The sequence below is a fragment of the Streptomyces sp. WM4235 genome, assembly GCF_001279725.1.
GTDB lineage: Bacteria > Actinomycetota > Actinomycetes > Streptomycetales > Streptomycetaceae > Streptomyces.
Genome location: NZ_LGDE01000089.1, coordinates 1 through 5303 on the forward strand (window position 1 = coordinate 1; position 5303 = coordinate 5303).

The following is a 5303-nucleotide window of genomic DNA, read 5'->3' on the forward strand; positions in this document are numbered from 1 at the left end:
CCCGCCATGCCGGCGCGCTGCCGCGGCACGGCGGAGGTGGCGGCGGAGACAAGGACGGGCGTGCCCAGGCCCACCCCGAGACCGGTGACGACCAGCCCCCAGGTGAGCGATGTCGCGCTCGCGCCCTCCGACATACCGGCGCGCAGCAGGAGCATGCCCGCCGCCACCAGCAGCAGACCCAGCCCGATGGGCAGGCGCGGGGAGAGCCGCTGGATGTGCCGGCCGGTCACGGCCGAGACGAGGAACGACGCGGCCGCGAGCGGGGTCAGAGCGAGACCCGCCCCGATGGGAGCGAGTCCGGCCAGGGACTGCAGCCACAGCGACACGAGCGCCAGGCAGCCGAAGGCGCTGGCCTGCAGGAGAAGCGCGCCGGTCAACAGCCCGGCGAAGGAGGCGTTGCGCAGCAGCGCCAGGTCCAGTATCGGGGTTTCGCCGCGGTGGACCGTGCGGTGTTCCACCACCACGAAGGCCACGAGGGCGAGCGCGGCGACAGCGTAGGAGACAAGGGTGCCAGGCGAGCCCCAGCCGTCGTCGGACCCGCGGATGAGTCCGTAAACGAGGGCGCCGGCGGCCACGCTGAAGGTCGCGGCCCCGGGGAAGTCGATGCGGTTCTTCCGGCCGACCGCGACCGGCCGGTCGGCAGCCATGAAGCGCCGGGACAGAACGATGGCTACGACCGCGACGGGCAGGTTGATCCAGAAGATCACGGGCCAGCTGATGCGCTGCGTCAGGACGCCGCCCAGCAGCGGACCCACCGCCGCTGCGGCCCCGTTGGTCGCACCCCACAGCCCGAAGGCCGTACCGCGGTCCGGCCCCTGGTAGGAGGCGAGCAGCAGAGCGGGAGCGGTGGCGAACATGGCGGCTCCGCCGATGCCCTGCACAGCCCGGGCTGCGATGAGCACGCCGGCATCGGGAGCGACGCCGCACACGAGCGAGGCCATGGCGAACAGTGCGAGCCCGCCCACATAGGCTCGCCGGTGCCCATAGCGGTCGGCGAAAGCGCCGGCAGCGAGCAGCAGCGCCGCCAGAGCCAGCGCGTAGGCGTCGATGACCCACTGCAGCGACGCGAAGGACGCGCCGAGGTCACGGGCCATGCTGGGCAGCGCCACGTTCACGATGGTGACGTCCACCAGCAGGATGCACGCGCCGAGACAGACCGCTGTGAGCGGTCCCCACTTACGCATGTTGTCATCTCCATTCAGGGATCGAAGAACGGACCGAATCCTCGGTCCTCGACCACTGTTGACGGCGTGTGCGCGATCAGATAACTCGCACGGCCAAATTTGCACGCATTCCCTAGAATCGATGTCGTGAAGACGTATCTCGACAGTCCCGACCGTGTGGGGCACTACCTCACCGATGAAGACCTGGCCCTGGCACACGCCCTCCAGCTCAACGGCCGAGCCTCCTTCACCGAGATCGCGGCCGTGCTCGGCGTCTCCGACCAGACCGCGGCTCGCCGCTTTACCCGCCTGCGCACCACCGGGAAACTGCGCGTGCTGGGTCTGACCGACCCGTTCCGGCTGGGGGACTTGTCATGGTTCGTGCGCGTGCGGTGCACTCCGGACGCATCCGCCTCCATCGGCTCGGCACTGGCCCGACGCACGGACACCACCTGGGTCAACCTCACCTCGGGGGGAACGGAGACGATGGCCGCGGTTCGCACCCGCGGCCCCGGCCTGGAGGAGCCCTTCCTGGTGCAGAAGCTGCCCCGCACCCCCCGGGTGGTCGACGTCTCCGCGCACTGCGTCCTGCATGTGTTCTTCGGCCAGGACCTCGGCTTCATCAACAAGAGCGGACCGCTGACCGACGCGCAGGTCGCCGCGCTGACCCCGCGGCCAACGGACGGCGGGTGGACAGCCGGCTCGGAACCCGTCGTGCTGGACGACCGCGACCGACTGCTGCTCGACCTGCTGGCCCGCGACGGAAGGGCCCCGGTGGGTGAACTGGCCGCGGCCACCAAGCTGTCCGAGTCCACAGTGCGCCGCCGCATCAACGATCTACACGCCGAAGGCGTGCTGTACTTCGACGTGGACTACCACCCCGACGTCCTGCACCGAAAGCTCAGGATCGCGCTCTGGCTGGAGATCGACCCCGCGCGGCTGGCCGAGGCGGGCGAGGCCCTGGCGGCGCATCCCGAGGTGTCCTTCGCCGCGGCGGTGACCGGCGCGACGAACCTGTACGCGAGCATCCAGGTGGAGTCGGCGCAACTCTTGTACCGCTACCTGACCCAGACTGTGTCCGGACTGCCCGGACTGCGGCACACAGTGACCACGCCCATCCACCGAACCCTCAAGGGCCCGGGCCCATACCCGCTGCCACCGGAACTACAACTGAGCGTGTTGTGATGCTCTGGCCTCGAACGCTGCCATGCACGTGATCACTCGTTCGGGACCCGCACGTATGTGATGTCGCCGCACCACTTCTCATTCAACTCCTCGGCACAGACGTCACGTTGGACGAGTTCCGGTGCGGCGACCAGGGCGTCGGTGAGTGCTTGGGCGTCGTTGTGGTGCGTGTGAACGAGGGTGTTGAGGACGGCGGGGTCCATCTGGTCGTGGACGCCGTCGCTGATGAGGATCACCAGGTGGCCCTTGGGGATCGGGGCTTCGTTGCGGGCCGCGATGGAGAGGTCGCTGAAGCTGACGGCCGAGGGTGTCGTGCAGGGTCTGCGCGACCTCGCCCGGCTCCTCACTGATCTTGAGCACGTGCAGGGGGCCGACCGGGCGTCCTCCACCGACGTCGGGGCCGCGTGCGTGTCGAACCAATGTTCCAGACCTGCAGAGCGTCAACAACGCTCGTGATCAACACACCCGGGCCGCGACCCGCTCCACGAGGAACCGCAGTCGCTCGTCCACCGTGCCCCAGACATCGCCGGTGTGGTCGTCCAGCGCTGCAGCGGCCCTGAGGACGAGCCGACCGACGCGCGCCTCCACGTCCTGCGATGAACCACACCGCCTTCGACTGACACAACCCACCGGCATCCAGAACCACAGCGGCATGACAGTCGACGGTGCTGCTGAAAGGGCGATCAACTGTCGAGTATTCCCAGTTCGCTGTCGGGTCGGCACAGTGGACACGCGATAGCGGACGGCACCGTGCGCAGTACCTCAAGGATCATGTCGCGGGTGGCGGCGCGGCCGCGGCTGGTGACTTTGCAGGCGCCGGTGTGGACGCGGTCGGGGTGTCGGGCGGCGCCGATGCCGTATTCGATCCACCATCGGGGTGGTTCCGGTGGCGGCAGGCGGCGAGCGCGCTGTTCGTCTGCGGCTCGAACCGCGGTGATTCTTTCGTCGACGCGGGCGAGGGTGAGCTCCAGCCAGCGGCGTATGACCAGGAGTTGGTCCAGGGCCGGTGGCAGGGGCAGGAGTGGGTCCTGCATGGCGTCTACGCCGCCTCGGCCACTTCGATGCGGGTTTCGGTGGGGCGGGTCTGCTTCTTGAGCCGCATACGGGCGTCCACGAGGTGCTCGCGTGGGACGGACGCCCAGTGGGGGTGGTCGGCGACGGCGACGGCGATCGACAGTTCCCGGATCTCGACCCACATCCGGTCGACCGTCTCCTTCTGTTCGTCGCTCCAGCCGGGGCTGTCGGGGACGTCGCCGCGGTGGGAGAACCCTTCACCGCGCTTCCAGCCGGTCTGGGGTTCCACGCTCCAGGGCAGGTCGGCGAGGTAGGCGCGGTGTTCGGCGTGGGCGCGGTGGAGGCGCTCCTGGAGCTGGAGGAGGTCGTCGGGGAAGGGGCTCTCGTCGGTCCCTCTTGAATCGTAAACCTGTTCGATTCTGTGAGGGAAGTCGGCGCTCCGGTTCGTGACCCGTTCGGCAGACAGACGTGCGGGCCGGCGGCAAGGTCGGGTGGCGCGACGCGGGTAGGCGCCGTGAGCTGGAGGAGGGGGTCGAGGAGGAGGTGGCGGTCGTGGCGCGCCGCGCGCCCGATGGACAGGCGGTTCGCCTGCCCTGTCCCCGCCGCATGTCGCATGTCGCATGAATGACCCTTCCGGCCGTCCGTCGTTGTCACGGCAGACGATCACGGGAGGCCGATTCGATGCGCGGTACCAGGTCCGCGGCGAGGTAGGGGGTCACGGCCGCGGTGACGGTGACCGCCATCGCCGCGCTGGGAATGTCAGCGCCGGCGCAGGCCGCCGAGGCCTGCAAGACGAGCTCCAAGAGCATCGACACCCCCACCTACAGCGGCCCCTGGCCCGACAACTGGAAATTCACCGTCAAGGCCTGCGCGAAGCGTTCCGGCGGCCGGGTCGCGCACTGGGCGAAGGTGTCCTGGGACCTGCCCGCGAGCGTCTTCACCCCCGGTGGCATCTTCAACGCCCCCGGCACCGGCATGAGCGTGACCGGGAAGCGGCCCGGCCGGGCGGCCGGCCTGACGCGATGGACCGACCTGCGCGAGCGGCTCGACCAGGCACGCGACGGGTCGGTGACCACCCCGTCGTTCACGATCGGCCACGGCGGCGGTCAGGCCGTGACCGCCGTGGTGGTGGAGCTCGATTGGAAGAACGACGACAAGGCACCCGTCCGGTACGCCTTCACCACATCACCGAAGGTCTGATCGCCTCGACGGAGCACGCCTGCGCCCGGCACCTGTGAGGAGAGGTGCCGGGCGCGGGTGCGTCGCAGGTGGGGTCAGTCAGCCGGCTTTCTTGCCGGGATCGCCCGGAATGCCGTCGAACTGCTCGATGTTGCCCACCGCGGTCGCGAGTTCGCGCCCGCCGCCGTCGCGCCGGATGTAGGCGAGCCGCACGCGGCGAGTCCCTCGGTGGGTGGGGACTTCTTCGACGACCACGGCCATGAGCCTGCCCACGGTGCCCGAGGCGATGTCTCGGACCTGATGCCCGAGGAGCGCGTGGTCCTGGTGGCCGAGTCCGAGGCCGAGGCAGGGGTCCGTGCTCACGCCCATGGCCGGTCTCCCGCCGTCGCGTGACTGCCTGCGGTCGGGGGGTTCGGTGCGTGTCGGGCGTGCGTCGCGTCGCGTCCGTGGGGGGGCGGGGGTCGGTGGGCGGTCATGGTCGGGCCTCCATCGGGGTGGCGTCGGATGCTGTCCCAACGGCACCGCGCCGGCCGACCCTCTCGAACATGACGAACCGGCATCCGGTCTCGCCGTGCGGTACTGACGAATTGACCATTGCTTTAGCTGACGGCCCGTAGGCGCTGCCCCTACCGTGACGGTCATGGCACGCCGGAGGAACACAGCGCTCGCCGAGTGGATGCACGAGCACGAGATGACCGCCGAGGAGTTGGCGCAACGGGTCAACGGCGCCCTGGCCGACATCACGGGCCGGCACGGGACGAC

Annotated in this window: 8 protein-coding genes; 2 read left to right on the forward strand and 6 right to left on the reverse strand. The window is 69.8% G+C overall.

The annotated features are described in order from the left end of the window. Positions 1-1184: MFS transporter (locus ADK55_RS09285; protein ID WP_053677007.1), on the reverse strand; the 1184-nt coding region annotated here is incomplete at its 3' end. 126 nt (positions 1185-1310) lie between these two features. Between ADK55_RS09285 and ADK55_RS09290 the strand changes: the two genes are divergently transcribed. Next, on the forward strand, positions 1311-2348 hold the full coding sequence (locus ADK55_RS09290) for an Lrp/AsnC family transcriptional regulator (RefSeq protein WP_053677008.1): 1038 nt from the start codon (positions 1311-1313) through the stop codon (positions 2346-2348). 32 nt (positions 2349-2380) lie between these two features. On the opposite strand, the gene ADK55_RS38440 is transcribed toward ADK55_RS09290, so the two are convergent. From ADK55_RS38440 to ADK55_RS09310, 4 genes are all read right to left on the reverse strand, one after another. After that, positions 2381-2695, reverse strand: coding sequence for a hypothetical protein (locus ADK55_RS38440; protein ID WP_159041336.1), 315 nt, complete (start codon positions 2693-2695; stop codon positions 2381-2383). A gap of 109 nt (positions 2696-2804) precedes the next feature. Further along, the gene (locus ADK55_RS40420) at positions 2805-2936 is read right to left on the reverse strand and encodes a hypothetical protein (RefSeq protein ID WP_267887339.1); all 132 of its coding nucleotides are present in this window, start codon (positions 2934-2936) and stop codon (positions 2805-2807) included. A gap of 95 nt (positions 2937-3031) precedes the next feature. Next, positions 3032-3382: a DUF6233 domain-containing protein gene (locus tag ADK55_RS09305; protein WP_053677011.1), complete on the reverse strand. Its 351-nt coding sequence runs from the start codon at positions 3380-3382 to the stop codon at positions 3032-3034. 5 nt (positions 3383-3387) lie between these two features. Further along, complete coding sequence (locus tag ADK55_RS09310; protein WP_053677012.1) at positions 3388-3651, reverse strand: hypothetical protein; 264 nt, start codon at positions 3649-3651, stop codon at positions 3388-3390. A gap of 437 nt (positions 3652-4088) precedes the next feature. Between ADK55_RS09310 and ADK55_RS09315 the strand changes: the two genes are divergently transcribed. Next, positions 4089-4562 (forward strand): hypothetical protein, encoded by a 474-nt coding sequence (locus tag ADK55_RS09315; RefSeq protein WP_159041337.1) that lies wholly within the window; start codon positions 4089-4091, stop codon positions 4560-4562. 78 nt (positions 4563-4640) lie between these two features. Here ADK55_RS09315 and ADK55_RS09320 read toward each other — a convergent pair whose 3' ends face one another. Next, positions 4641-4910, reverse strand: coding sequence for a hypothetical protein (locus ADK55_RS09320; protein WP_053677014.1), 270 nt, complete (start codon positions 4908-4910; stop codon positions 4641-4643). Positions 4911-5303 lie beyond the last annotated feature (393 nt).